The 22698-nt window shown below is 70.5% G+C and carries 20 protein-coding genes; 12 read left to right on the top strand and 8 right to left on the bottom strand.

Features of this window, described 5'->3' with window-relative positions; translation table 11 throughout:
• Window positions 1-281 precede the first annotated feature (281 nt).
• Entirely contained in the window at window positions 282-1319 is a 1038-nt protein-coding gene (locus ISU10_RS16325; RefSeq protein ID WP_194697475.1) for a helix-turn-helix transcriptional regulator, read from the top strand.
• Here ISU10_RS16325 and ISU10_RS16320 read toward each other — a convergent pair.
• On the bottom strand, window positions 1247-4471 hold the full coding sequence (locus ISU10_RS16320; protein WP_194697474.1) for an MDR family MFS transporter/patatin-like phospholipase family protein: 3225 nt from the start codon (window positions 4469-4471) through the stop codon (window positions 1247-1249). The genes ISU10_RS16325 and ISU10_RS16320 overlap by 73 nt on opposite strands.
• 117 nt (window positions 4472-4588) lie before the next feature.
• Here ISU10_RS16320 and ISU10_RS16315 point away from each other — a divergent pair, with 117 nt between their 5' ends.
• Both ISU10_RS16315 and ISU10_RS16310 read left to right on the top strand, forming a co-directional pair.
• Entirely contained in the window at window positions 4589-5110 is a 522-nt protein-coding gene (locus ISU10_RS16315) for a glycine cleavage system transcriptional repressor (protein WP_194697473.1), read from the top strand.
• A 38-nt stretch (window positions 5111-5148) separates the two neighbouring features.
• The gene (locus ISU10_RS16310; protein ID WP_194697472.1) at window positions 5149-6399 is read left to right on the top strand and encodes a phospholipase D-like domain-containing protein; all 1251 of its coding nucleotides are present in this window, start codon (window positions 5149-5151) and stop codon (window positions 6397-6399) included.
• Window positions 6400-6405: 6 nt separating this feature from the next.
• Here ISU10_RS16310 and ISU10_RS16305 read toward each other — a convergent pair whose 3' ends face one another.
• Entirely contained in the window at window positions 6406-7362 is a 957-nt protein-coding gene (locus tag ISU10_RS16305; RefSeq protein WP_370865530.1) for a DNA-3-methyladenine glycosylase family protein, read from the bottom strand.
• A gap of 62 nt (window positions 7363-7424) precedes the next feature.
• On the opposite strand from ISU10_RS16305, the gene kynA reads away from it, so the two are divergent.
• A complete protein-coding gene (gene kynA / locus ISU10_RS16300; protein ID WP_370865529.1) occupies window positions 7425-8288 on the top strand; it encodes a tryptophan 2,3-dioxygenase in 864 nt (287 codons plus the stop codon).
• Between the two features lie 50 nt (window positions 8289-8338).
• Window positions 8339-9865, top strand: a complete 1527-nt coding sequence (locus ISU10_RS16295) for an ATP-dependent DNA ligase (protein WP_194697470.1) — start codon at window positions 8339-8341, stop codon at window positions 9863-9865.
• 10 nt (window positions 9866-9875) lie between these two features.
• On the opposite strand, the gene ISU10_RS16290 is transcribed toward ISU10_RS16295, so the two are convergent.
• A complete protein-coding gene (locus ISU10_RS16290) occupies window positions 9876-10976 on the bottom strand; it encodes a glycosyltransferase (RefSeq protein WP_194697469.1) in 1101 nt (366 codons plus the stop codon).
• A gap of 87 nt (window positions 10977-11063) precedes the next feature.
• On the opposite strand from ISU10_RS16290, the gene ISU10_RS16285 reads away from it, so the two are divergent.
• From ISU10_RS16285 to ISU10_RS16265, 5 genes are all read left to right on the top strand, one after another.
• Complete coding sequence (locus tag ISU10_RS16285) at window positions 11064-11240, top strand: hypothetical protein (protein ID WP_194697468.1); 177 nt, start codon at window positions 11064-11066, stop codon at window positions 11238-11240.
• Window positions 11241-11348: 108 nt separating this feature from the next.
• Complete coding sequence (locus ISU10_RS16280) at window positions 11349-11864, top strand: RNA polymerase sigma factor (RefSeq protein ID WP_370865527.1); 516 nt, start codon at window positions 11349-11351, stop codon at window positions 11862-11864.
• The gene (locus tag ISU10_RS16275) at window positions 11861-12619 is read left to right on the top strand and encodes a hypothetical protein (RefSeq protein ID WP_194697467.1); all 759 of its coding nucleotides are present in this window, start codon (window positions 11861-11863) and stop codon (window positions 12617-12619) included. Before ISU10_RS16280 ends, ISU10_RS16275 begins: the two co-directional genes overlap by 4 nt.
• 55 nt (window positions 12620-12674) lie before the next feature.
• A complete protein-coding gene (locus ISU10_RS16270) occupies window positions 12675-13397 on the top strand; it encodes a hypothetical protein (RefSeq protein WP_194697466.1) in 723 nt (240 codons plus the stop codon).
• A 239-nt stretch (window positions 13398-13636) separates the two neighbouring features.
• Entirely contained in the window at window positions 13637-14353 is a 717-nt protein-coding gene (locus ISU10_RS16265) for a TetR/AcrR family transcriptional regulator (RefSeq protein WP_194697465.1), read from the top strand.
• A gap of 14 nt (window positions 14354-14367) precedes the next feature.
• Here ISU10_RS16265 and ISU10_RS16260 read toward each other — a convergent pair whose 3' ends face one another.
• Entirely contained in the window at window positions 14368-15666 is a 1299-nt protein-coding gene (locus ISU10_RS16260; RefSeq protein ID WP_194697464.1) for an acetyl-CoA C-acetyltransferase, read from the bottom strand.
• A gap of 97 nt (window positions 15667-15763) precedes the next feature.
• On the opposite strand from ISU10_RS16260, the gene ISU10_RS16255 reads away from it, so the two are divergent.
• Window positions 15764-17101: a 3-oxoacyl-ACP reductase gene (locus ISU10_RS16255; protein WP_194697463.1), complete on the top strand. Its 1338-nt coding sequence runs from the start codon at window positions 15764-15766 to the stop codon at window positions 17099-17101.
• The gene (locus ISU10_RS16250) at window positions 17101-18006 is read left to right on the top strand and encodes a MaoC/PaaZ C-terminal domain-containing protein (protein ID WP_194697462.1); all 906 of its coding nucleotides are present in this window, start codon (window positions 17101-17103) and stop codon (window positions 18004-18006) included. The genes ISU10_RS16255 and ISU10_RS16250 overlap by 1 nt, the downstream gene beginning before the upstream one ends.
• On the opposite strand, the gene ISU10_RS16245 is transcribed toward ISU10_RS16250, so the two are convergent.
• The 4 genes from ISU10_RS16245 to ISU10_RS16230 form a co-directional block, all read right to left on the bottom strand.
• A complete protein-coding gene (locus ISU10_RS16245) occupies window positions 17981-19186 on the bottom strand; it encodes a VCBS repeat domain-containing M23 family metallopeptidase (RefSeq protein WP_194697461.1) in 1206 nt (401 codons plus the stop codon). The genes ISU10_RS16250 and ISU10_RS16245 overlap by 26 nt on opposite strands.
• 122 nt (window positions 19187-19308) lie before the next feature.
• Entirely contained in the window at window positions 19309-20181 is an 873-nt protein-coding gene (locus tag ISU10_RS16240) for an acyl-CoA thioesterase (protein ID WP_194697460.1), read from the bottom strand.
• Between the two features lie 13 nt (window positions 20182-20194).
• Complete coding sequence (locus tag ISU10_RS16235; RefSeq protein WP_194697459.1) at window positions 20195-21139, bottom strand: PAC2 family protein; 945 nt, start codon at window positions 21137-21139, stop codon at window positions 20195-20197.
• 54 nt (window positions 21140-21193) lie between these two features.
• The gene (locus ISU10_RS16230; protein ID WP_194697458.1) at window positions 21194-22675 is read right to left on the bottom strand and encodes an amino acid permease; all 1482 of its coding nucleotides are present in this window, start codon (window positions 22673-22675) and stop codon (window positions 21194-21196) included.
• Window positions 22676-22698 lie beyond the last annotated feature (23 nt).

Genomic DNA, 22698 nt, shown 5'->3' with positions numbered 1-22698 from the left:
ACAGAAGTCGCTGAGCGCTCCAACATCCCGGCCCGCCACCACCACCGTAGACACCACCCAAATCACTGTCGAGGTGGCTTGAAGTTCCTTAGGAACTCAGTGCACATGTGGCTCGCTGCGCCATCTGGCTCGCTCCGCTCGCATGTCTGCTCGCTATGACCCTTGTTCTTCCTCCTCCGCTCAGAACAAGGGACGCTCGCAGACCAAAACCGTCCTCGCGCCTTTGGCTCACCGGTGCTCAGCGGTCGTCGCGGTACTTACGGGCGGTTATCGTCCGGAACATGTCGCACCGTGTCTTCGTGGACGAGACCACCCCGACGGCTCGCGCGCTGCTGGTGCTGGAGATGGTGCAGAACTCCCCCGGCATCCGCGGCGAGCAGCTCGCCGACCGTCTCGGCATGACCGACCGGGCCGTGCGCCGCTATGTCGGCAACCTGCGCGACGCCGGGATCGCGGTCGAGTCGACGCGCGGCAAGTACGGCGGCTACCGGATCGGCCGCGGAGTGCGGCTGGCGCCGCTGATGTTCACCGCACCCGAGGCGCTCGCCCTGGTCATGGCCGTGCTCGAGGGCCGGGCCCACGACCCGACCGATCCCGTCGGCCAAGCCGTCGCAAAGATCATCCGCGTGCTGCCGCAGGCGGTCGCGGAGCCGGTCGAGGCCGTCGTCCGGATGAGCGAGCGCACTCCCGATGGCCACTCCTCGGCTCCCGACCTCCAGGTCACCGCGGGCGTGGTGCAGGCCTGCTCGTCGCGACGCCGGGTCCGACTGTCCTATCGCCTGCACCCCGACAAGGTGCGGGAGATGGATGTCGACCCGTGGGCGATCGTCGTGCGGTTCGGCAAGTGGTACGTGCTGGGGTGGTCCCACACCGCGCAGGCGTTCCGCATCCTGCGCATCGATCGCATCGCCTCGGTCACCGAGCTCGAGGAGACCTTCGATGCGCCCGAGGACCTCGATCCGGTGCAGGCGATCGAGGAGCACCTGGCCCAGGGGTGGCGACACAAGATCGAGGTGGTCGTCCAGGCGCCGGCCGAGGATGTCCGCTGCTGGATCCCCCGCAAGCAGGCCCTCGTCGAGCCGATCGACGACCAGACGAGCCGCCTGCGCGCGAGCACCGACGAGCTGGACTGGTACGCCGAGAGACTGGCCGCGATCCGGGCCCCGTTCCGGGTGGTCACGCCCCCCGAGCTGCGCGAGGAGGTGCGACAGGTCGGCCTGCGGATGCTCGCCAGTGCGGACGTACCTCAGACCGAGACGGTCTCGTCCCGCTGGCCGGCATCGGGGTCGGCATCGGGGTCGGCATCGGGGTCGGCATAGCCCGCGACGTCCGGGACGCTCCGCGCACCGAGGTCGAGAGCACCCTCGGCGAGGAGCGCCCGCGCGGCCTCGCGGCCGGCGAGCACCATCCGGTCGATCTGGTGGAACTCCAGGAGGCCGACGCCCATGGTGGCCGGGGTCACGACGGTCGCGCCCAGCCGGTGGGCGGCATCGACGGCCCCGCCGGCGCCGATCATCATGGTGCGCAGCAGGGTCTCTCCGAGGGCTGGCACGCGTGGGCGCCGGACCTGGTGGCCCTGCCCGCGCCGACTGCTCGGGCCACCACCCATCGAGATGTTCACGGCCACCACCGGTCCCTCGTCCCTCTCCAGGAGCAGGTCCACCGGCAGGTTGTCCAGCACGCCGCCGTCCATGAGCAGCCGGCCGTCGTCGGTCGGGATCGGCGGAAACAGCACGGGCAGTCGCATCGAGGCGACCGTGGCGTCACGCAGCGAGCCACGGCGTGACACCTGGCGCGTCCGGCTGACGAGGTCCGTGCTGACCAGGGCCAGCTGGGTCGGCAGGCCCTCCAGCACCTCGTCTCCCGTCACCCGCGCCACCGACTCCTGCACGCGGATGCCGCGGGTCATGGCCTGTGTCGGGAAGGTCCAGTCGTTGAACGGGTTGCGCTGCACGAACTCCTGGTAGCAGCGCTCCTCCAGCTCGGCACCGTCTCGGCTGAGGGCGTAGATCGTGCCGATGGCCGACCCCACGCTGGCGCCCGCGATGCGGTCGAGCGGGTACCCGGCCTCCTCCAGCTCGCGCAGAACGCCGATGTGGGCGAACGCGCGCGCCCCTCCTCCTGCGAGCACCAGTCCGAGACTGCGAGCGGCGAGCCGGTCGGCCACGTTGGCCACGGCGACACCGACATCTCCGTCGGCGATCGTCAGTCGCCAGGCGTCGGTGGCCGCCACCCAGGCCGTGCGCTCCTGCGGGGTGGCGATGCGGCCGATGACGACAAGGTCGGGCTGGACCCTCAGCGGCGGCAGCTCGTGGTGGTGACCGCTTCCCGAGCGTCCCACCAGTACGACGGCGTCCGCCTGGCGCAGGCAGAAGTCCCGCCAGCCGGAGTCCTCGTGCGCCGCCACCCCGTCGGCGACGAGCAGGACCCGGTCGTTCGAGGCCTCGGCCCGGGCCAGTCCATCGGCTCCGACCACGCCGGGAGTGACGACGGTCAGGTGCTGACGCATGCGGGCGACGAGGTGACCTGCGACATCGTCGCAGCCGCTGCCCGCGTGCAGACCCACGACGGCGATCACCTGCGGCTGGACTGCTCGCTCGGCGCGCTGAGGACCGCCGAGGGTCCGCAGCTGGCCGGCCACCTGGGCCAGCACTGTCCGCGTCGCCTGAGGGTCGCGGTCCAGGAGCGCCTCGAAGGCCGGCCGCGGCATCTCGATCAACGAGGAGTCACGGGTGGCCCGGATGCCTGCCGAGCGGGGCTCACCGGTCAGCAGAGCGAGCTCGCCGACGACCGCGCCCGGCGTCAGGGTGCGGATCAGGCGCCCGTCCTTGACCACCTCGAGCCGGCCGCTGCGCAACAGGTACGCCGATCCTGGCGGGTCGCCCTCGACGAACAGCGACGCGGCGGCGTCCAGGTGGACGGTCCTGCTCGCGGCCGTGAGCGCGACTCGTGCCCTATCGGACAGGGCTGCGACCAGCGGGATGTCGTCGAGACCGAGAGACGCAGGAGTCCGGTGCGGCTCGGGTGCGAGGTGCTGTGGGTCGGGAAGCAGGAGCAGCGGGGCGCCGTGGTCGATCTCCTCGTCGTCGTGCCGCGCGAGGACCTTCCCGATGGGCGCTGCGACGACGGCCACCAGCACGAACGCCGCCACCGACAGCAGCCACCCCTCGCGCAAGGCGTCTACGACACCGGGTCCGGTGGGGTTGCCCACGATCACGACCAGGATCGAGATGCCGAGCACGCCACCGAGCTGCCGGGCGCTGGAGACCAGGGCCGACGCCGTCGCGTACCTGCCGCCTGGCACCGCCGCGAGCGCCGCACTGCCCAGCAGCGGGAGGGTGGCCCCGACACCGATCCCGGAGAGGAGCTGACCCGGCAGCCACTGGCTCCAGAAGGCGGGCTCGAGCCCGACCTGCTGGTGGTACCAGAGGTAGGCGCCGGCCCACACCAGCGCTCCGGGTACGACCAACACGCGGTAGCCGACACGCTCGGCGAGCGGTCCGAGCCGTGCAGCCACCACCGCCGCCACCAGGGCACCGGGCACCAGGGCCAGGCCAGCCGTCAGGACGTCGTACCCCCAGACGTACTGCAGCCACAAGATGTTGGTGAGCAGGTAGGAGTAGAAGCCCATCCCGGCCAGCACCGTGGCCAGGCCGGCCACCCGGAACGACCCGATGCGCACCAGGGCGGGGTCGACGACCGGGGCGCGGTGACGCAGCGAGCTCCGTACGAAGGCGGCGCCCAGCAGCGCGGCTGACGCGAAGCTGCCGAGCACGCGAGGACTCACCCAACCCCAGTCGTTGCCCTTGATCACCCCGAGGTTCAGCAAGGCCAGCGCCCCGGCGAGCAGCAGGGCACCGGGGATGTCGGGCAAGGTGCGACGTCCGGGCGCCCGGCTCTCCACGACCGTACGGCGGGTGGCCACCAGCGCCAGCACCCCGAAGGGCAGGTTGACGAGGAAGGCCCAGCGCCAGCCGCCGAGCTCGACGAGAGCACCACCCATCGGCGGACCGAGTCCGGCTGCCACCGCAGCGCTCGCTCCCCACAGACCGATGGCGTGCGCGCGCTTCTCACTGCTGAAGGCCTCCACCACGATCGCGAGCGAGGCCGGGACGAGCAGGGCGGCACCCAGCGCCTGGATCACGCGGCCGGCCACCAGGACCTCGAGGCTCCCCGCGAGCGCGCACCACGCCGAGGCCAGGGTGAACAAGGCGATGCCGCCGGCGTACGCACGCCTCCTGCCCACCAGGTCGGTCAGGCGACCGCACACGACGAGGAACGCCGCGAACACGATGTTGTAGGCGTTCAGCACCCACGACAGGCCGCCGATGGAGGCCTCGGGGAACGACTCGCGGATCGAGGGGAAGGCGACGTTGACGATCGTGGCGTCGAGGAAGGCCAAGAAGGCCCCGAAACAGGCGACCAGCAGGACCTTCGTCGGCGCCACGCGACCTTGTGGGCGCGCGGGCACGTGTTCTCCGTGTCTCCGAGACTCGACTGTCCGGCCACTGTGCCGTGGTCACCTGTCTGACGCAAGCATCCGAGCGCACTCCTGGGGGTGAAAGTCGAAGTCCCCTAACCTGCCCCCATGGCTCACTTCGTGCTCACCGTCAGCGGCGCCGACCGGCCTGGCCTGGTGTCGGCGATCTCCGCGGCCGTCAACGCCCACGGCGGGAGCTGGGAGCACAGCCAGCTCTCCCAGCTGGCCGGCAGGTTCGCGGGCATCGTGCTGGTCTCGGTCCCGGACGGTGAGGACGATGGGCTCGTCGTCGACCTGGTCGCTCTGGAGGCGCAGGGCATCAGCGTCTCGGTCGAGCGGACCGATGAGCCGGCAGAGGAGGAGACGGAGCCCGTCACCTACGATCTCGAGCTGGTCGGCGCCGATCGGCCCGGCATCATCGCGGAGATCTCGGCCCTCCTGGCCGCCCACGGCGTGAGCATCGAGGACCTCGTCACCGAGCTCGTCGACGCTCCCATGGCCGGGGGCTTGCTCTTCGAGGCGCGGGCGGTGCTCGTCGCCCCGGAGTCGGCCAGCGCCGAGGCCCTTCGTGAGGCCCTCGAGGAGCTCGCCGACCGGCTGATGGTCGATGTGCACCTGACGCTGGAGTGACGGACCAACCCCGTCGAGCGGCTCGCTAGATTGGCCCGGTGGCGTGGGGCGATGAGCAACTCTCGACGATCATCCGCCGCACGCTGGCGGCGGTGTTCGTCACGCCGTTCGCGGTGGCCATCGGCCTGACGCTGTTCGACTCCTACCGCCGCCGAGGCAAGAGGCCCAAGCCGTTCCCGACCACCCCACCGCGCACAGTGAGCGTGGGTCAGGGCGAGGTCACGACGTACACGTTCGGCAACGACCTGTACGACGACATGCTCGCCGCCATCGAGAGCGCCGAGAGGCAGGTGCTCTTCGAGACCTACATCTGGAAGGGCGACGAGGTCGGCCAGCGCTTCAAGGACGCACTGGTCGCCGCTGCCGACCGCGGCGTGGAGGTCTACTGCATCTACGACTCGTTCGCCAACCTGGTGGTCTCGCCGGGCTTCAAGAGCTTCCCTGACAACCTGAAGGTGCTCAAGTACCCGGTGTACGCCGCCGGGTGGCGGTTCTTCGACCTCCGTCGCTACGGCCGCGACCACCGCAAGATCCTGGTCGTGGACGACACCGTCGGGTTCGTCGGTGGCTACAACGTCGGGTCGGCCTACGCGACCGAGTGGCGCGACACCCACATCGGCATCACAGGTCCCGGGGTCTGGGATCTGAAGCGGGCCTTCGCCGACTTCTGGAACCTCAACCGGCGCAAGCGCTTCGGGCCCAGCGAGCGTCCCCTGCTGCTGGAGACCGCATCGACGTGGGAGCCGCAGATGCGCTTCCACCGCAACGTGCCGCGGCTGATGGTGTTCCCGATCCGGGGCATGTACCTCGAGGCGATGGACCGCGCCAGCAAGAACATCTGGATGACCTGCGCCTACTTCATCCCCGACCAGGACTTCGTCGACGCCATGGTGAAGGCGGCCCGGCGCGGCGTCGACGTCCGGGTGCTGCTGCCGCTGAAGTCCAACCACGTGGTGGCCGACTGGATCTCTCGCGGGTACTTCGCCCAGCTGCTCGACGCGGGCGTGCGGATCATGCGCTACCGCGACGCGATGGTGCACGCCAAGACAGCGACCATCGACGGGTCGTGGTCGACGGTGGGCACGGCGAACGTGGACCGGCTCTCGCTCAGCGGCAACTACGAGATCAACGTCGAGGTCATCGACTCCTCGCTCGCGGAGGCGCTGGAGGAGATCTTCGTGGTCGACGAGGGCAACTGCCTGGAGCTGACCCTCGACGAGTGGCAGGCCCGCGACCTGCACCGGAAGTTCACCGAGTCGGTGCTGTGGCCGCTGCGGCCGCTTCTGTGAGTGGTCTCACGCGATCCGGCTGGGCAGGTGGGTCGGCAGCGACATCCGCGGTCCGCGCCGCGGAGCACCCAGGCCGGCCATGGCGACGTAGGCCTGCACCCGGCCGCGGTGAGGACGCCACTCCTCGAGCAGCTCGGCGAGCTCGGCGTCGTCGATGCTGCGGCCGAGCAACGCCCAGCCGACGTCCTTGGCGACGTGGTAGTCGCCGAAGCTGACCGCATCGGCGTCACCGAAGGCCCGCTGGCGCACCTCGGCGCTGGTCCACACGCCGACTCCCGGCAGGCTGCGGAGCTTGGCGTCGGCGTCAGCGGTCGTGATCCGGTCGAGGGAGTCGGACACCCTTGACGCCTGCACGATGGCGCGCGAGCGGGCGGGGTCGATGTGGAGGCGCAACCACTCCCACGAGGGGATGCGCCGCAGCACCTCGCCGCTCGGCTGGATCCAGAGCTTGCGCTCGCGACCCGGGCCAGGTGCCCGCTCGCCGTGGAAGTGGACGAGAGACCTGAATCCCGCGAAGGCCTCCTTGCCCGTCACCTTCTGCTCGACGATCGAGGGCACCAGCGCCTCGAAGACACGCTCGCTGCGACCGATCCGCCAGTGCGGGTGGCGACGTTGGGCCTCGACGAGGACCGGGTGGCGCGGCTCGAAACCGCATGGGTCGTCATGGGCGCCCAACAGTCCGGGCACCGACCCGAGCGCCCAGTCGGCACCAGGTCCCCAGGCCTCCGCCACGACCTCGCCGAGGCGAGGCAGCGCCTGCACCATCAAGGTCGCCGGGCCCGTGGGAGTGCGGATGCCCCGCCAGTGACGGGCGCCTGGACCCTCGCCCTCGATGCGGTAGGTCGGGTCGCCGCCACCACGGCGCTGCTGGCGCAGGATCGCCCCGACGGGGCACGGCCACGACGGTCGCCACACCCGGACCTGACCGCCCGATGCCCCCGTTGACCTGCCCGTCTGCGCCACGACCAGAACGCTACGGCAGACCGCCGACACCGACCCGACAACCTTTGCCCAATACTTCTCGCGTGGACAACGAGCGGGACAACGAGCGGGAGAACGAGCGGCCCCTGGAGCCCGGCATCGAACGCGACTTCAGCGACAACATGTCCTACGGCGACTACCTGCGGCTCGACCTCCTCCTCTCGGCCCAGCAACCGCAGAGCAAACCTCCCCAGCACGACGAGCTGCTGTTCATCGTCCAGCACCAGACCTCGGAGCTGTGGCTCAAGCTGCTCGTGCACGAGCTGCGCTCGGCACGTGCGCTGCTCCGCGCCGACGACCTCTCCCCTGCTCTGAAGCGGCTCGCCCGGGTCAAGCACGTGCAGCACGTGCTCACCGACCAATGGTCGGTGCTGGCGACGATGACTCCGTCGGAGTACGCCTTGATCCGGCCGTTCCTCGCCACCTCGTCCGGGTTCCAATCGGCTCAGTACCGCGAGGTCGAGTTCCTCCTCGGCAACAAGAGCGCCGACATGGTCAAGGTCTTCTCCCACGACCCCGCGGCCCGTGCCGAGCTCGAGACGCTGCTCCACGAGCCGAGCCTGTACGACGAGTTCCTGGCCTACCTCGACCGCCGCGGCTACGACGTACCCGCCTCGGTCCTGGAGCGGGACGTGTCGCAGCCACACCGGCTCGTGCCACAGCTGGTCGACACCTTCGCGTCGGTCTATGCGGCTCCCGAGCAGCACTGGGGCGTCTACGAGACCTGCGAGGAGCTCGTCGACGTCGAGGACAACTTCCAGGAGTGGCGGTTCCGCCACCTCCAGGTCGTCCAGCGGACCATCGGCCACAAGACGGGGACGGGTGGGTCCTCGGGCGTGGACTTCTTGCGCCGTGCCCTCGACCTGACGTTCTTCCCGGAGCTGTACGAGGTGCGGACGCGGCTGTAGCCGGTCGAGTTCGTCGAGACCCTGTCGGCGCCCTGGGACAGGATGGACGCGTGCTGCTCGCCCGGATCGTGGAGACCTCGCAGACCGTCGCTGCCACGCGCTCACGCAAGGCCAAGGTCGCTGCTCTGGCCGAGACCCTCGCCGAGGCCGACCCAGCCGACCTGGAGGTCGTCACGTCCTACCTCGGCGGCTCCTTGCTGCAGCGCCGCACCGGAGTCGGCTGGCGTGGCATCGGCTCGCCCCCGCCACCGGCCGACGAGCCGACCCTGACGGTCGCCGAGGTCCACGCTGCGTTCGAGCACCTCGCGTCGCTGTCCGGCGGCGGGTCCCAGAGCGCCCGCAAGAGTGCCGTCGCCGATCTCCTCGCCCGCGCCACCGGCGACGAGCAAGGCTGGCTGCGTGGCGTGATCACTGGCAACGTCCGACAAGGCGCTCTCGACGCGTTGGTCCAGGAGGGGCTCGCAGCAGCGTCCGGTGCTCCGCTCAAGGCCGTGCGCCGGGCCGCCATGCTGGCCGGCGGCACTGTCCCGATCGCCCGGGCCGCGTTCGAGGGCGAGCCCGCGCTCGCCGCGATCGGGCTCGAGGTCGGACGTCCCGTGCTGCCGATGCTGGCCTCCAGTGCCCCCGACGTCACCGCCGCGATGGCCAAGGCGGGCGGCCTGGTCAGCATCGACACCAAGCTCGACGGCATCCGCATCCAGGTCCACAAGAGCGGCGACGAGGTGGTCATCGCCACCCGGTCGCTCGACGTGATCACCGACCGGCTCCCCGAGGTCGTGGCCATCGTCCGCGCCCTGCCGGCCGACCGGCTCGTCCTCGACGGCGAGGCGATCGCCCTGACCGACGACGGACGGCCGCGCCCGTTCCAGGAGACTGCCTCACGCACGGCCATGGACAGTGGCGTGCAGGTGACTCCCTACTTCTTCGACCTCCTCCACCTCGACGGCACCAACCTCCTCGACCGACCGGGCACCGAGCGATGGGCAGCGCTGGCCGAGCTGGTCCCCGAGCAGCACCGCACCCCGAGCACCACCACCGACGACCCCGATGCAGCCACTGAGTTCGTCGAGCGGGCCCTGGCCCTGGGACACGAGGGCGTCGTCGTGAAGTCGGTCGAGGCCCCCTACGACGCCGGCCGCCGCGGCTCCGCCTGGGTCAAGGTCAAGCCCGTCCACACCCTCGACCTCGTCGTCCTCGCCGTCGAGTGGGGCAGCGGCCGCCGCGAGGGCTGGCTCTCCAACATCCACCTCGGCGCCCGCGCCGACGAGGGGTCGCAGCAGGGCGACGGGTTCGTGATGCTCGGCAAGACGTTCAAGGGGATGACCGACGAGATGCTCGCCTGGCAGACCGAGCGGTTCACCGAGCTGGCCGTCTCACCACAAACCATCCGCGACGGTTACGTCGTCCCCCTCCGCCCCGAGCAGGTCGTCGAGATCGCGCTCGACGGCATCCAGCGCTCATCGCGCTATCCCGGCGGCATCGCGCTGCGGTTCGCCCGCGTCGTCCGCTACCGCGACGACAAGTCGCCTGCTGAGGCCGACACTCTCGCGACGGTGAAGTCGATGTTCGCGACCTGAGCGCACCCACTCACCCGGCCAGCCTGCGGACGACGTCGGCCGGTGACGGCATCGCGGCGATCTCGGCCGACAGGCGGCTGGCGGCCCGGGCGAACGAGCCCTCGTCGAGCAATCGGCGCACAGCCTCGGCGATCGCCTCCGGCGTCGCATCGGGGCCGACCAGGCGCAGGCCGGCTCCCGCACGCTCGATGGCCGAGGCGTTGCGGAACTGGTCGGTGGCGCCCTTGGGGACGCACACCTGCGGCACCCCCGCGGCCAGCGTCTTGAAGGCGACGCCCGCACCCGCCTGCGAGACGACGGCCGCACACCGGGGCAGCAGGAGCGAGTACGGCGCGTACTGCGCCAGGACCACGCCCGGGACCGGCTCGTCGAGGGCCCCGGAGACGACGACCAGCAGATCGAGGGCGGCGAGCGCCCGCGCCGTGCGACGGAGATCGTCGGGGCTGGCGTAGACCGTGCCGAAGGTGAGGTGCACGACCGGCCGCCCACCCGCGCCATCGATCGTCGCAGCGATCTCATGCGGCAGCTGGTCGCCGGGCAGCGGCTCGAGGTCCGCCGTCCTCAGCGGCAGGGCACCCGGTGGAGGTGGGGTGTCGCTCGGACGCAGCGACGGCGGGCAGATGTCGAGCACCGTCGCGGGCAGCGGCGCCCCGGCGCGCGTGCAGGCCTCCACGACCAGGGCCGGGCGGATGCCCAGCCCGATGCCGTGGGTGACAGCAGGCACCCCGAGTCGCGCGGCCAACCGCGCAGCGGCGTACTCGGCGGCCTCGTGGACGACGAGGTCGGGTCGGAACTCGTCGACGATGTCCGTGAGATCGGGCAGCGCGGCAGTGGCCGCCACGTCGGCGAACAACCTCGGGTACATGTGCACGATGGCCTGGTCCATCGGCAGGTCGCGAGCTTCTGGCCAGCGTCGGGCGTACTCCGCCCCGCACCAGGCCACGTCCTGACCCGAGCGTCGTACGTCGAAGCCGGCGGCCGCGATCCGTGGGACAGCCTCGGGTGGGGCCGCCCACACCAGGTCATGCCCCTGGTCCAGCAGCGCACGGGCCAAGGGGATCATCGGTTGCACGTGGCCCTGACCTGCCGTCGAGGAGATGAGCACGCGCACGCGGACAAGCATGCCGTGACAGGCCTACGATCAGACGGCAGCCCGGTGTCTCCACTGGGCTCTGGTCGAGGAAGGTCGTCGACTGTCATGAACAACCTGAAGCGCTTCACCATCTGCAAGCTGGCGGGCCACAAGTACGTCAAGGTCGCCTATCCGCCGTCCCCGGACGGCGAGGCGTCGGGCACCTTCCTGCGTTGTCTGCGCTGCGACAAGGAGAACCACGAGGCGGGCACCGTCGCCCGCGGGGCAGGCGGCTTGTTCTAGGCCCCAGGCAGGGGAACCAGATCGCCCTCGGCGGTGTAGAACGACTGGCAGCCGAGGAGAGGCGCTCACCTGGACACCGCCCCGGAGGACAGCGAGATCGTCGCCCGGGTGTGCGCGGGCGAACCAGACGCCTACGCACACCTGGTGGATCGCCATGCCCCGATCGCGGTCCGGACCGCCGCGCTCCTCGGAGCGGGAGCAGACGCGGAGGACGTGGTGCAAGAAGCGTTCGTGAAGGCGTACGCCGCCCTGGGCGGGCTGCGCCCCGGCGCGCCGTTTCGCCCGTGGTTCCTGCGCATCGTGGCCAACGAGACCCGCAACCTCCATCGGTCAGCCGGGCGCAGGAGGGCTCGCGAGCGCAAGGCCTGGGACCAGGCCGAGCCGCTCCTGCGGGCTGCACCCGGAGATCCCGCCCAGTCCGTGGCCGAACAGGAACGCCGGACCGCACTGGTCGAGAGGCTGGGCGCCTTGAGCGCCGACCAGCGCCAGGTCGTGATCCTCCGCTACCTGCTCGACCTCGACGAGGCCGAGACCGCCGCTGCGCTGGGCTGGCCCCGCGGCACCGTGAAGTCCCGGCTGCATCGCGCACTGCGCCGGCTTCGTGACGGGATCGAGGTGTCATGAGCCCCTACGACGACCTCGAGCGGGATCTGCACTCCCTGAGCCGCTCGCTCGATGTGCAGGCCGGTCCCCGGCTGAGCGATGCGGTGCAGGAACGCATCTCGGGACTCTCCCCCCCGACACCCAGTCGTGTACGGCGGTCATGGCAGCTCATCGCGCGGGCTGGGCACGCCTGGCGCCGCCGAATCGCGACCGTTGTGGTCGCCGTACTGGTCGCCCTGGCCGCCACTCCACCGGTGCGCGCGACGGTCACGGACTGGTTCGGGTTCGCAGGAGTCGTGGTCGAGAAGGGCCCGGACCTGGGCGACGAGGCGCCACCACCGCCCGAGGTCAAGCCGACCACGTCCCTGGAGAGCGCGGCCGAACAGGTCGGCTTTGCGCCGCTCGTACCTGCCGAGCTCGGTCCGCCACATGCCGTCGAGGTGTCCGATGACCACGTGATGGTGTCGCTCGCCTGGTCCACCGGGGCCGGACCCGTGCGGCTCGACGAGTTCGACGGCAGCCTCGACTACACGATCGCGAAGACCTCCCCCGGCGTCACCTTCGCGAACGTCGCAGGCACCGACGCGCTCTGGTTCGAGCGGCCGCACGAAGTGGTCGTGCTCGACGAGCACGGCAACCGGCGCGAGGAGTCGGCCCGGCTGGCCGGACACACCCTGATCTGGCCCGTCGGCGACCTCACCTTGCGGCTGGAGGGCGACCTCACGCTCGACCGCGCCGTCGAGATCGCCGAGTCGGTCGCTCCACCCGGCGGCTGAGCGGAACCGCGAGGGCCTCGGCGGTGTAGCAGCAGCAAGCATCCGAGGAGGAACCATGCGCGTCCGTACCGTCCGAGCAGTCCTCGCAGCGACAGCGATCGCCGCCACCGCCGTCACCGGAGCCCCAGCCCATGCTGGTGGCCCCACCAGCGTGTTCCTCTCGGCCCCCGGAACCGGGCAGACCGCGTCGCTGTATTACACCGACGCGGAGTACGACGAGCTCGGTCGACTGGTCGGCGAGAACCAGTCGAGCCCGGCATCGGGAACCGACTCCCCCGGCGCCGGTCGAGGGCGCGGGCCCAGCATCACCGTGACCTGGCTCCTCCACGACGTGGAGCCGTGGCGCGTCGACACGATCTACCTCGAAGGCAAGGCCGGCCCGTGGATCTCCACGCAGAGCAGCTTCAGCGGCTCGATCTGGGACGCTTCGGTGGTCTGGCACCAGCCGACCGAGGCCAAGCGCCTCATCCAGCTGCTCGGGGAGCTGGGCCTCACCGAGCAGGAGACCGCGGGCTCGTCGTCCGACGCCGATGCCGGGTCGCGTGTCGTGACGAGCGAGCCGCGGACCCAGACACCGCAGTCGGTGCGGGAGGAGCCGGCAGGCTCGCCCTGGCAGACCGACGCGGGGTGGGCGGCGGCTGGATTGGTCGTCGGCGCACTGCTCACGCTGGGTTGGTCGCGAGCCCGCCGCCGCACGCCTGACGTGCCGCCTGACGTGCCGCCGAACGGAACGCCCCTGGCCGGGCGGGAGCCTCGCGCGGAGATCCTGACGCGCTGACCGACGACATCCCGGTGGGCGGCGGGACGATCTTCCGCGACGAGCAGGTCGTGGTCACGCCCCGTACCGGGCCACGACGGCCCGAAACGACCACGACCACCGCCCCGGAACCGGGCCGGGCCGGCCGCGCGGTCAACCCACCTGCCACCGCTGACCGAGTTCGAGGTCACCGTCGAGGGCGCCCAGATCTCCATCGCGTGACCAGGATCGCCCCGGACCGGCCGCTCCGGGCTCCTACGATGAGGCGCGTGCCGACTCCTCCCGACGCCGATGGCCGTCCCCGAGACGGTCGACGCAACGCAGCCGCCGCGCGCCGCCGAGCCCGCGAGGCCGACATCGTGGCGGCGACCCGGCAGCTGTTCGACGCCAAGGGTCTGCGCGAGGCCAACATCGACGACATCGCACGAGCGGTGGGCGTCAACCGGGCCATCCTGTACCGCCACTTCACCGGCAAGGAGGACCTGTTCGCACTGACCATGGTCAGCTACCTCACCGAGCTGGCGGAGGTGCTGGCCGCGGCGGCCCGGCGGGCACGCACTCCCCAGAAGCGGCTCGCGGCCGTCGTGACCGCATTCGCCGACTACGCCCTGGATCACCCGGCGTTCGTCGACTGCGCCCAGGCGCTGATGCGACGCCCGGGCAACGAGCTGCTCGACGAGGTCTCCGAGCGCGCCCTCCTCAAGCTCGGAGGCGCGATGACCGGCTGCCTGCGCAGCCTCGCCGATGTGATCGAGGGCGGGGTCAGCTCGGGCGAGTTCAAGGTCAAGGACCCGACACTGCTGGCCAACACGCTGTACGCCAGCGGCCTGGGCGCACTGATGCTCGCCCGCTCAGGCCTGGTCATCCGCGAGTCGGCGCCCGGCGTGCCCGAGGTCGGCGAGATCAGCGCCGAGCAGGTCAAGCAGTACATGGTCGCGACTGCGCTGGCCGCGGCCAAGGGGCAGCTCAGCGCCTAGTACCCCGCGAGGCACTAGCGCTCCAGGATCGCCACGACGCCCTGGCCGCCGGCCGCACAGATCGAGATCAGGGCTCGCCCGGAGCCCTTCTGTGCGAGCAGCTTGGCGGCCACGTTGACGATGCGCCCTCCGGTCGCGGCGAACGGGTGACCGGCAGCGAGTGACGAGCCGTTGACGTTGAGCTTCGACCGGTCGATCGATCCCAGCGGCTCCGCGAGGCCGAGGCGCTGCTTGCAGAACACCGGGTCCTCCCACGCCTTGAGCGTGGCCAGCACCTGGGAGGCAAACGCTTCGTGGATCTCGTAGAAGTCGAAGTCCTGCAAGGTCAAGCCCTCGCGTTCGAGCATCCGTGGGACCGCGTAGGCGGGCGCCATCAGCAGCCCCTCGCCGCCGTGTACGTAGTCGACGGCCGCGGTCTCGGAGGCCCGCACGAAGGCCAACGGCTCGTGGCCACGAGCCGCGGCCCACTCCTCCGAGGCCAGCAGCACGGTCGAGGCTCCGTCGGTCAGCGGCGTGGAGTTGCCGGCCGTCATGGTCGCGGCCTCCCCCTTGCCGAACACCGGCTTGAGCGTGGCCAGCTTCTCGACCGTCGAGTCGGCGCGCAGGTTCTGGTCGCGTTCGAGGCCGCGGAACGGCGTGAGCTGGTCGTCGAGGAACCCGGCGTCGTACGCCGCGGCGAGATGCTGGTGCGACGCCGCCGCCAGCGCGTCCTGGTCCTCGCGGGTGATCTTCCACTCCAGTGCGGTCAGAGCCGCGTGCTCGCCCATCGAGAGACGGGTGCGGGGCTCGGAGTTCTGCGGGATCGACAGCCCGATGTCGCCGGGCCGGATCTGGGCCAGCGCCATCAGTCGTCCGCGGGTGTCGCGAGCGCTGTTGACCTTCATCAGCTTCCTGCGCAGCCTGTCGCTGATCGCGACCGGCGCGTCGGACGTCGTGTCGGTGCCACCCGCGACGCCGACCTCGATCTGACCGAGCGCGATCTTGTTGGCCACCTGGATCGTGGCCTGGAGACCGGTCCCGCACGCCTGCTGGATGTCGATGGCGGGCGTCTGCGGCGAGAGCTTCGAGCCGAGCACGCTCTCACGGGTCAGGTTGAAGTCGCGCGAGTGCTTGAGCACCGCCCCGGCCACCACCTCGCCGAGGCGCTCGCCCTCCAGACCGAACCGGACGGCGAGGCCGTCGATGGCCGCCGTCAGCATGTCCTGGTTGGAGGCCTCGGCGTAGGCGCCGTTGGACCGGGCGAACGGGATGCGGTTGCCGCCCACGACAGCGACTCGTACGGCGTCGCGACCGGCGCGGGAGGAGGGAGCCATGTGTCTATGGTGGTCGAGGAGAGCCGCTGGGCCAATCGGGTGAGGGGCAGATCACGAAAGGTGGACTCCCAGTGTCACAGAGAGTTACAACTTCAGCGTGACCGACCGATACCAGGCCTTCACGCAGTCCGCCATCGGCAAGCTGCTGGTCAGCAACCTCGGGCTGCCGAGTCCCGTGCCTCTCCTGAGGTACGCCGAGGGCGAGCCGCTCGTGACCGGCACCGTGCTGACGGGCGGGCGGGGCCGACTCGTCGAGTCGCTGCCAGGGTTGCTCGACGAGTTGGGTGTGGTCTCGACAAGCTCGGCCACCGAGCCGGAGAGGTATCGCGGCCTGGTGCTGGACGCGACCGGCATCACGGACTCCTCCCAGCTCGGCTTGCTCCGAGAGTTCTTCGGCCCGCGGATGCGCAGCTTGGAGACCTGCCCACGACTGGTCGTGCTCGGCACTGCGCCCGAGACGGTCTCCGGCGGCGAGCGCGCCGCCCAGCGTGCGCTGGAGGGCTTCACCCGCTCGCTCGGCAAGGAGGTCGGCCGCGGCGGCACGGTGCAGCTGGTCTACGTCGCGGAGGGCGCCGAGGACGGACTGCTGTCTACCCTGGCCTTCCTGCTGTCACCCAAGTCGGCCTACGTGTCAGGCCAGGTGGTGCGGATCGGCACCACTCACGACCACACCCACGGCAGCGAGGTCGCCGACTGGCGCAGGCCCCTCGAGGGCAAGGTCGCGTTGGTGACCGGAGCGAGCCGGGGCATCGGCGAGCAGATCGCGCGGGTCCTGCACCGCGACGGCGCCACCGTCATCGGCGTCGACGTGCCCCAGGCCGCCGACTCCCTCGTGAAGCTGACCAACGAGCTCGACGGCGACTACCTCGCGCTCGACATCACCGCACCCGACGCGCCCCAGCGGATCGCTCACCAGCTCCGGGCCGAGCACGGCGGCGTCGACGTCGTGGTCCACAACGCCGGGATCACCCGCGACAAGCGGCTGGCCAACATGGCCGCGGACCGCTGGGACTCGGTGATCGCCGTCAACCTCACGGCCCCCGAGCGGATCACCCGCGAGCTGCTCGACCAGCAGGTGTTCAACGCCAACGGCCGGATCATCGGCGTCGCCTCGACCTCGGGCATCGCCGGCAACCTGGGCCAGACCAACTACGCGACATCCAAGGCCGGCGTGATCGGCCTGGTCGACTCGCTCAAGGACGACCTACCCGACGGCATCACCGTCAACGCCGTGGCGCCGGGCTTCATCGAGACCCAGATGACGGCCGCGATGCCGTTCGCCACCCGCGAGGTCGGCCGTCGTCTCAACTCGTTGAGCCAGGGGGGCCTACCGGTCGACGTCGCCGAGGCCGTGGCCTGGTTCGCGAGTCCCGGTTCGACCGCCGTCAACGGCAACGTGGTGCGCGTGTGCGGCCAGATGATGCTGGGGGCCTGATGGTCTCGACAAGGCCGACCGACGAGCGGCGCGGCTCCACGACTGTCGGCCTCGGCACGCTCCTGCGTGCAGCGCTTCCTGCCGTGCCCGGCATCAACCTGCTGCCCGGCATTCGCAAGTCGGGCGGCGCGGCCGGTCTCGGCGCCCTCGCCTTCGCGAGCGAGCCCGTGACGATCGAGCGGCCGCACGTCTCGGCGTACGCCCAGGTCTGCGGCTTCCCCGAGAAGGACCAGGTGCCGCTGACCTACCTGCACGTCCTCGGCTTCCCGATGCAGCTGCAGGCGATGGCCGATCCGGACTTCCCCTTCCCTGCCATCGGCGGGGTGCACCTGACCAACACCATCACCGCTCACCGTCCGGTCGCCATCGGCGAGACGGTCGAGGTAGCCGTCCGTCCCGACAACCTGGTGCCGCACGTCAAGGGCCGCACGGTCGACTTCGTCACCGAGGTCAGCGTCGGTGACGAGGTCGTCTGGGAGGGGCGTTCGACCTACCTGCGTCGCGGCCCCGGGTCCGCAGATGCGGCGTCCGGGCCGGTCTTCGACGAGGTCCCCGCATCCGGCGTGACCTGGCGGCTGCCCGGAGACCTCGGACGGCGCTACGCCGCCGTCTCCGGCGACCGCAACCCGATCCACCTCTACCCGCTGACGGCCAAGGCCTTCGGGTTCAAGCGGCAGATCGCCCACGGCATGTGGTCGGCAGCGCGCTGCGTCGCCGCACTCGAGAACCGCCTGCCCGACGCGGTCACGGTCGAGGTCGCATTCAAGAAGCCGGTCTTCTTGCCCGGGTCGGTCGCGTTCGGGTCCAAGCCGACCGACACGGGGTTCGCCTTCACGATGGCCGATCCGCACTCGGGCGCACCGCACGTGCAGGGGCGGACTAGCCCCGCGGATCGCCCCAGGTGACGGCCACGGTGGCTCGTGCCCGCGCTGTCGGTGCGGTAGCGATCCGCTGGAAGAACTGCGCCGACGACGGGCGCCACACTCCCAGGTCGGTCTTGCCGTTGCCGTCCCAGTCCCCGGTCACCGGCAGGTCTCCCGCCGTGCCGTACTTCACGCTGGCCAGCCACACGAGTCCGTCGGTGTCCTCCAGACGAAGGGTGAAGGCCGCCTGCGTCAGGTCGTAGACCCCGAGGTCGGTCCTGCCGTCGCCGTTCCAGTCACCGGTGATCGGGATGTCGCCGGCCTCGCCCAAGGTGACGCCGTAGACCGTCCCGTCGGCCCGGCGCAGGCGGAAGAGGTTCGACGAGGCCTTGCGCACGCCGACCTCCCACTTGCCGTCGCCGTCCCAGTCGCCGGCCACCGGGATGTCGCTGCGGTTGCCCATCACGATGCGGGTGTTGCGCTTGCCGATGCGTAGGTAGAACTGCCTCTCCGAGCTGCGCCGCACGCCGATGTTGGTCACCCCGTCGCCGTCCCAGTCACCGACGACGGGCTGGTCGGTGCCCTGCCCGAACCTCACGTCGACCCGGCCTTGCGGGCCGCGGATCTGGAAGGTCGCCGTCGCTCGGTCGTAGACCGCCATCTCGGCAGGGGCAGTGCCCACGAAGTTGCCGGCGAGAGGTACGTCGGGGCAGTTCTGCGACTGCTGGGTGCTGCCGAAGACGAACTGGGCCCCATGGAAGTACGGCGTGACGTCCACGCCGTTGAGTCGCTCCTCGAAGTGCAGGTGAGGGCCGGTCGCGTTGCCGGTGTCGCCGACCAGACCGAGGAGGGTGCCCTGGTCGACAGGCTGCCCGACTCCGACGTTGACGATCTGCAGGTGCGCGTAGAGGGAGGACTCGCCGTTGCCGTGGTCGATCACCACGTAGCGCCCGTAGCCGCGCGTGCCGTTGGGCACGGCGGTCGTGACCACGCCCGGGGCCGCGGCGACGACGGCGTCACCGACGTCGTCGGGGCGGTTCCAGTCGACGGCCTTGGAGCTGGGGCTGTGGCTGGCACGCGTGGTGCCCGTCCACGACTGGGTGCACGGGAACGGCATCTCGTAGGTCGTGACCGGAGCGGCCGCCGCGGCCGGCAGGGCGGTCGCGACGACGGAGCCGATCGCCAGCACGGCGGCGGCGGGGGCGAGTCGGGGAAGTCTCATGAATGGTCACTCGCGTCTCAATAGTCACAGGAGCGCTCAACCGTAACGTCGCTTCGGCGTGTCTGTCACGAAACTACAACGATGTAATGCTATGTGCGGGTGTTTTCGCGGGATCGGCGAGGTCAGCCGCGCATCCGGATCAGGCCCTCCTGGGCCACGGTGGCGACCAGGGCGCCGTCCTGGGTGAACACCCTCGCCAGGGCCAGGCCGCGGGCCCCCTGGGCCGAGGGAGACCACTGGTCGTAGAGCCACCACTCGTCGGCCCGGAAGGGGCGGTGGAACCAGATGGAGTGGTCCAACGACGCCGCCTGCAGCCGCCTGTCGTCGATGGTGATGCCGTGGGGCACCAGCGTCGCCCCGAGCAAGGTCATGTCGCTGGCGTAGGTGAAGGCGGCGAGGTGCTCGACGGGGTCGTCGGACAGCCGTCCGTCGACCCGGATCCAGAGCTGGGAGCGCGCCGGCCGGGATGGGTCCACGTCGAGCTGGTGTCCGAGGTCGACGCGGGAGTTGCCGAGATAGCGGATGTCGAGGGCAGCCCACTCCTTCATGAAGCTCTCCCCCGCGCCTCGTCCCCGGGCCAGGTCGGCGAAGCTCAGCCCCTCGTCGGGGCTCCGCACGGACGGCATCTCGTCCTGGTGGTCGAAGCCTTCCTCGGGGCGCTGGAAGTTGGCGGTCATGAAGTAGATCGGGTTGCCGTGCTGACGAGCCACGATGCGCCGGGTCGAGAACGAGCGTCCGTCACGCAGCCGATCGACGTCGTAGATGATCGGCACGGCCGTGTCGCCCGGCCGCAGGAAGTAGGAGTGCAGCGAGTGGACCTGCAGCCCCGTCGGCCCGTCTTGCGTCGTGCGGATGCCCGCGATCAGCGCCTGCGCGGCCACCTGCCCGCCGAAGACGCGCTGTCGCTCGGTCTCGGGCTGCTTGCCCCGGTAGAGGTCGACGTCGAGACTCTCGAGGTCCAGGAGCTCGATGAGCTCCTCAGCTGAGGACGGCATCTGTTGTCGCCCGTCAGTTGTCGTTGGGGTTGTCGGGCCAATCGTTGGGCCGGTCCAGCCCGGCCAGGAACTGCTCGAACTGCTGGCCGATCTCCTCCCCGGTCGGCAGCGGCTGGTCACCGGCCAGCAGGCTGCTGCCACTCTCCTCGGCGCGGGTGAACGCGTCGTACTGCTGCTCCAGAGCGGTCACCACCTCGCCGACCTCCTCGTTGGCGGCGAGATAGCGCGTGATCTCGGCCTCGCGCTCCTCGGCCTCGGCGTGCAGGCCCGAGAGGTCGACGGTCAGCCGACCAGCGCGCTCCACGTGCTCGAGCAGGACGGCAGAGGCCCGCGGGTACTCCAGCTGCGCCAGGTAATGGGGGATGTGCGCGACGAAGCCCATCGCGTCGTGGCCCCACTCCCCCAGCCGCAGCTCCAGCAGCGCCTGTGCGCTCGAGGGGATGCGGAGCTCGCCGCGCCAGCGGCTGTCGCCCGAGATCAGCTCGATGTTGTTGGCGTGCTCGGTGACAGCGATGGGGCGGGTGTGGGGCACCGCCATCGGCACGGCGCCCAGGCCGACGACCCGCGTCACGCCGAACCGCTCGACGACCTCGCGGACCGCCAGCGCGAAGCCCTCCCAGCGGGTGTCCGGCTCGGGGCCGTGGAGCAGGAGGTAGGGCGTGGACCCGGTGTCGCGCAGCAACCGGACGACCAGGCGCGGGGCGTCGTAGGACTCGTAGTGGTCGCGCACGAACGACATCGCCGGCCGGCGGGCGCGGTAGTCGTGCAGCTCGTCGACGTCGAACGTCGCCACCACCGGCCCGTCCCCCGACTGGTCGACGAGGTGCCGCGCGGCCCTGGCGGCGGCGCTGCCCGCGTCGAGGAACCCGTCGAGCACCAGCACGAGCGTCAGCGACGTGTGCTGCCCGTCGTCGAGACCGGGCACCTCGTCGACGATGTGGACCAGACGCTGCGCCATGCCCGTCAGCCTAGTGACCCGCCGACGCGGGTCACGTGGAAGCGCACGCCGGCACTAGCGGGAGTAGTCGTGCGCGGGCTCGCCCTGACCCCGACCAACCCTGCTGTTCTGGTAGCCGTAGGCGAAGTAGATCGCGAAGCCGATCGCCATCCAGACCAAGAAGCGCAGCCAGGTCTCGGCCGTCAGGTTGATCATCAAGAACAGGCAGATGGCTGCCGAGAGCCAGGGCAGGAACGGCGACAGCGGCACCTTGAAGGACCGCTTCAGGTCCGGCCGGCGACGGCGCAGGATCGGGATCGCGATGGAGACCAGGAAGAACGCCGTGAGCGTGCCGATGTTCACCATCTCCTCCAGCTTCCCGACCGGGGTGACGGAGGCGACGATGGCCACGACGGTCCCGATCGCGAGAGTGAGGCGGATGGGCGTGCCGGTCTTGTGCGAGACCTGCCCGATCGTCTTCGGCAGGAGGTGGTCGCGGCTCATCGCGAACGTCACCCGCACCGCACCGATGATCAGCGTCATCACCACGGTCGTCAGACCAGCGACCGCCCCCGCCGAGATGAGCGTGGCGTAGCCGTCCTTGCCCTGGTCGACGAACGCCTGAGCCAGAGCCGCGTCCGGATTGATCTTGTCGTACTTCACCATGCCGGTGATGACGAGCGCGACAGCCATGTAGAGCACGGTGCAGATCACGAGCGAGCCGATGATGCCGCGCGGTAGGTCGCGCTGCGGGTGTGCTGCCTCCTCCGCCGTCGTGGCAACCACGTCGAACCCGATGTAGGCAAAGAACACCAACGACGCCGCGAAGAGCACTCCGCCCACGCCGTAGGCAGCCGGCGAGCCGGTGACCAGCTGGAGCAGCGGAGTGTGCAGCCACTCGGTGCCGCCGTCGACGGGCTCGGACGGTGGGACGAAGGGCCGGTAGTTGTCGGTGTTGATGAAGCCGATGCCCACGACGATGACGAACAGCACGATGAAGAGCTTGATCGCGACCAGCACGAGGTTGACCCGGAGCGACTCCTTGATGCCGTAGGCGACCAGGGCGGTGAGTACCACGACCAGCAGGAAGGCGGCGAGGTTGAAGTCGTCGCCGTACCCCAGACCCGACGGCCACGAGACACCGATCTCGTCGAGGAAGGTCTCGAAGTACGACGCCCAGCCCTGGGCCACGACCGACGCTCCCAGCATCAGCTCGAGCAGCAGGTCCCAGCCGATGATCCACGCGATCAGCTCCCCCAGCGTGGCGTAGGAGAACGTGTACGCCGACCCCGACACCGGGACGGTCGAGGCGAACTCCGCATAGCAGAGCGCCGCGAGGCCACAGCACACCGCCGCGATGGCGAACGAGAAGACCACACCCGGCCCCGCGTTGGCCTGGGCGACCCGCCCGGTCAGGGTGAAGATGCCGGCCCCGATGATGACGCCGACGCCGAACACGGTGAGGTCCAGTGCGGTCAGGCGGCGCTTGAGCTGGAACTCCGGGTCCTCGGTGTCCTTCAGCGACTGTTCGATGCTCTTGGTCCGAAATACGTCCACCCGAGGCAACCTAGCGGCGGCCT

Source organism: Nocardioides agariphilus (assembly GCF_015352445.1).
GTDB classification, from domain to species: domain Bacteria; phylum Actinomycetota; class Actinomycetes; order Propionibacteriales; family Nocardioidaceae; genus Nocardioides; species Nocardioides agariphilus.
The sequence above is the reverse complement of the archived record's forward strand: the minus strand, read 5'-3'. Positions and strand labels throughout refer to the sequence as shown.